Genomic DNA, 4,035 nt, shown 5'->3' on the forward strand with positions numbered 1-4,035 from the left:
GACCCTGAAGTCCGGCACGTCCGGCAGCGATGTCAAGATCCTCGAGCAGAATCTGAAGGCCCTCGGCTACGACGGCTTCATCGCCGACTCCACCTACAACGACGACACCGCTGCCGCCGTGCAGGAGTGGCAGGACGACCTCAACCGCGAGCAGACCGGCACCGTCAAGCCGGGCGACGCGGTAGTGGCCCCCGGGGCCAGGAAGGTCTCCGAGGTGAAGGCCCAGGTCGGCGCCGCGCCCAGCGGCACCGTACTGTCCTGGACCGCGACCGAGCGGGTCGTCACCGTGGACCTCGACGCCCAGTACGAGGACCTCGTCAAGAACGGCACGAAGGCGCAGGTCAAACTCCCCGACGGGACAAGCGTCGAGGCGACGGTCACCGAGGTCGGCTCGCCCTCCAACGCCGCCGACCCGGGATCCGGCGACTCCGGCTCCGGCTCCGGTGACTCCGGCTCCGGTGACAGCGACAAGGCATCGACCCTGCCCGTCGAGCTGAAGGTGAAGGACCAAAAGGGTCTTGGCAACTATCAGGCCGCTTCGGTCGACGTCACCCTGAAGTCGGAGAGCCGCAAGGATGTGCTAGCGGTCCCGGTCAGCGCCCTGGTGGCCAAGGACGGCGGCGGTTACGCACTGGAGGTCCTGAAGTCCTCCGCGCCCAACGGTGTCGAGTACGTCCCGGTCAAGCTCGGCATGTTCGCCGACAGCATGGTCGAGGTCTCCGGCACCGGCATCTCCGAGGGCACCGTCGTAGGAGTCCCCAAGTGACCGCACTGTCCCACCCGGTGGTCGACCTGGCCGGGGTCTCCAAGTCCTACGGCGACCTCGCCGCGCTGCGCTCCGCCGACCTGGTGATCCACCACGGCGAACTCCTCGCGGTGGTCGGCCCCTCCGGCTCCGGCAAGTCCACGCTGCTCAACATCATGGGCACCCTGGACCGCCCCACGCAGGGCAAGGTCCGTATCGGCGGCCACGACATCGACGAGCTGCGCGACCGCGACCTGTCCGCGCTGCGGGCCTCCACCATCGGCTTCGTCTTCCAGCAGTTCCACCTGGCCCAGGGCATACCGGCGCTGGACAGCGTCGCGGACGGGCTGCTCTACAGCGGCCGGCCCCGCGCCGAGCGACGCGAACTGGCCGAGCGGGCACTGCGCCGGGTCGGCCTCGGCCGGCGGCTCTACCACGAGCCGCACCAGCTTTCCGGCGGCGAGAAGCAGCGCGTGGCCATCGCACGCGCGGTGCTCGGCGACCCGCCACTGCTGCTCGCCGACGAGCCGACCGGCGCGCTGGACTCCCGCTCCGGCGCGGTGGTGATGGAGCTCCTGCACGAGTTGCAGGAGGCCGGCACGACGGTCGTGGTCATCACCCACGACCGCGACATCGCCGCATTGCTGCCGCGCGAGGTCCGGCTCAAGGACGGCCGGATCGAGCACGACTCGGCCGGCGGCGCGGCGGCCGGCGAGCTGACAGCCACAGGGAGCGCCCGATGAGCCTGACATCCCCGCCCCGGGAGAACGGGGCCGCCCCCCGGCGCAACCTGCTCGCGCCCCCGCGCCCCAAGGCCGCCCGGATGGGCCCGGCCGATGTAGTCCGGGTCGGCGGCTCGGGGCTGCGCGCGCGGCCGATGCGGGTGTTCCTGTCCGCCCTTGGCATCGCCATCGGCATCGCCGCCATGATCGGCGTGGTGGGCATCTCCTCGTCCTCCACCAACGACCTCAACCAGCGCCTCGCCGCACTGGGCACCAACCTCCTGACGGTGTCCCCCGGCGAGTCCTTCGGCGGCGGCACCGCGCACCTGCCCGAGCGCTCCCTCTCGATGATCGGCAACATCCCGGACGTCACCTCGGTCTCCGCCCTGGGCAAGACCAGTGCGAAGGTCTACCGCAACGACCTGATGCCCAAGGAGGAATCCGGCGGCCTGCGCGTCACCGCCGCCCGTACCGACCTGCTGCAGTCCATCGGCGCCGAACTCACCGACGGCCGCTGGCTCAACGCGGCCAACAGCAAGTATCCGGCCGTCGTGCTCGGCGCCAACGCCGCCTACCAGCTGAACATCCACCACGCCGGACCGGAGGTACGGGTCTGGCTCGGCGACCGCTGGTTCACCGTCGTGGGACTGATGGCGCCCAACGAGCTGCTGCCCGACCTGGACAACAACGCGATGATCGGCTGGGGCGTGGCCAAGCAGGAACTCGGCTTCGACGGCTACCCGACCACCGTCTACGTCCGTGCCGAGGAGGACGCGGTCAAGGACGTCCAGGCGAAGCTCGGCGCCACCGCCAACCCGGAGGTGCCCAACGAGGTCGACGTCTCGCGCCCCTCCGACGTCCTGGCGGCGAAGGAGGCCACGGACGACACCCTCAGCGGACTGCTCCTGGGGCTCGGCGGCGTGGCGTTGCTCGTCGGCGGCGTGGGCGTGGCCAACACCATGGTCATCTCCGTCCTCGAGCGCCGCTCCGAGATCGGCCTGCGCCGCTCGCTCGGCGCGACCCGCGGCCAGATACGCACCCAGTTCCTGGCCGAGGCGCTGCTGCTGTCCGCTCTGGGCGGCATCGGCGGCGTCCTGCTCGGCATCGGCGTCACCATCGGCTACGCGACCTACCAGGACATGACCACGGTGGTGCCGGTCTGGGCCATGGTCGGCGGCGTCGGCGCCACCCTCGTGATCGGCGGCCTGGCCGGCTTCTATCCGGCCGTACGCGCCGCCCGGCTGCCTCCCACCGAAGCGCTGGCCACCTCGTAGCCCCACCGCCGTTCCACCCCGGGCCGCGGTGCCCCTGCTGACACCCCCCCCGGCCCAGCAGGGGCACCGCACCGTCAGCGGCGACGCACAACCCCGGCCATGCCCTGGTCTTGTGAGGGCGCACAGATGCAACGGCGGGCGACCGACCGCAGCTTTCGGCTCACGGATCCGGCATACCGCTAGCCCCGCCTGCGCGGACGCACGAGAGCCGCACCGGAAGGGGAAGCCGATGACCCCCGCCCGCGCACGCTGTCGGACTGGTGATTTCGGTGCCCGGCCGCGGGGCCATCAAATCCGGTGCTGGCAGGAGCAGTTGGATAGGGTTGTCGTCATGCGGCTTACGGTTCTGGGGGGTTGCGGTGCCTGGCCTACTGCGGAGCAGGCGTGCAGCGGTTATGTCGTCGAGCATGATGGTTTCCGGCTTCTGGTCGATCCCGGCTATGCGACATTCCCGCGTCTGCTGGAGCTCATGACGCCTGGGTGCGTCGATGCCGTCCTGGTCAGCCACGGTCACCCCGATCACTGTGCGGACCTGAACCCGCTGCTGCGTGCGCGGGCGCTGGGCGGCACTCGTCTGCCGCCGCTGGCGCTGCATGCACCGCACGGTGCGCTGGATGCCGTGCTGGCACTGGACAAGCCCGGCATGCTGGCCTCCTCCTATACGGTGCGCCCGTTCCGGCCGGGGGAGAGGTTCGGCCTGGGCCCGTTCGCTGTCCAGACCTGGGATCTGCCGCATTTCGTGCCCAATGCGGGTCTGCGTCTGAGCGCGGGCGGTGTCTCTGTGGCCTATACCGGCGATACCGGGCCCAGCCCCGACATCAGCCGGCTGGCTGACGGCGCCGACCTGTTCCTGTCGGAGGCGACCTACCTGCATACCGTTCCCGATCCCGGAGATGCCCCTTATCTGCTGACCGCGCAGGGCGCGGGAAGGTATGCGGCTCGTGCCGGGGCGGGCCGGCTGCTGCTGACGCATCTGTGGCCCGGCACGGACCCGCAGGCCGCGCTCGCCGCGGCCGCACAAACCTACGACGGGCCGGTAGCGGTCGCCTCCGGCGGTCTTGCTGTGGACCTGGCCGGCCGCTGAGGGCTCCACACCCCGCAGGCTGCGCAGGTGCCCGGCCGTGTCCCGCGGGCGGTGCAGGCAGTGCTGCACGGGCCTGCGCTCCTCCCGGCGTCCGGCGTCCGTCCCGGCTGAGCCGTCTCGCCGGGCGGGAAGGGCCACCGGGTTGCGGGAGTGCTCCGGTTGCTCATGTCGCAAGCCGGATGGCCGGGACACGTTCGCAGACGGTGAGGC

The 4,035-nt window shown here is 71.2% G+C and carries 4 protein-coding genes; all 4 read left to right on the forward strand.

All coding sequences use genetic code 11. From position 1 onward, the window contains the following. On the forward strand, positions 1 to 766 hold a 766-nt coding region (locus ACQKIP_RS41745), incomplete at its 5' end, for a peptidoglycan-binding protein (RefSeq protein ID WP_427745396.1). Beyond that, on the forward strand, positions 763 to 1,488 hold the full coding sequence (locus ACQKIP_RS41750) for an ABC transporter ATP-binding protein (RefSeq protein WP_365862042.1): 726 nt from the start codon (positions 763 to 765) through the stop codon (positions 1,486 to 1,488). The genes ACQKIP_RS41745 and ACQKIP_RS41750, both read left to right, overlap by 4 nt. After that, positions 1,485 to 2,741, forward strand: a complete 1,257-nt coding sequence (locus ACQKIP_RS41755; RefSeq protein ID WP_365862040.1) for an ABC transporter permease — start codon at positions 1,485 to 1,487, stop codon at positions 2,739 to 2,741. Before ACQKIP_RS41750 ends, ACQKIP_RS41755 begins: the two co-directional genes overlap by 4 nt. 331 nt (positions 2,742 to 3,072) lie before the next feature. Then, on the forward strand, positions 3,073 to 3,825 hold the full coding sequence (locus ACQKIP_RS41760) for an MBL fold metallo-hydrolase (protein ID WP_365862038.1): 753 nt from the start codon (positions 3,073 to 3,075) through the stop codon (positions 3,823 to 3,825). Positions 3,826 to 4,035: the final 210 nt, after the last annotated feature.

It is taken from the genome of Streptomyces sp. NPDC059900, from assembly GCF_050270335.1.
Classification (GTDB): domain Bacteria; phylum Actinomycetota; class Actinomycetes; order Streptomycetales; family Streptomycetaceae; genus Streptomyces.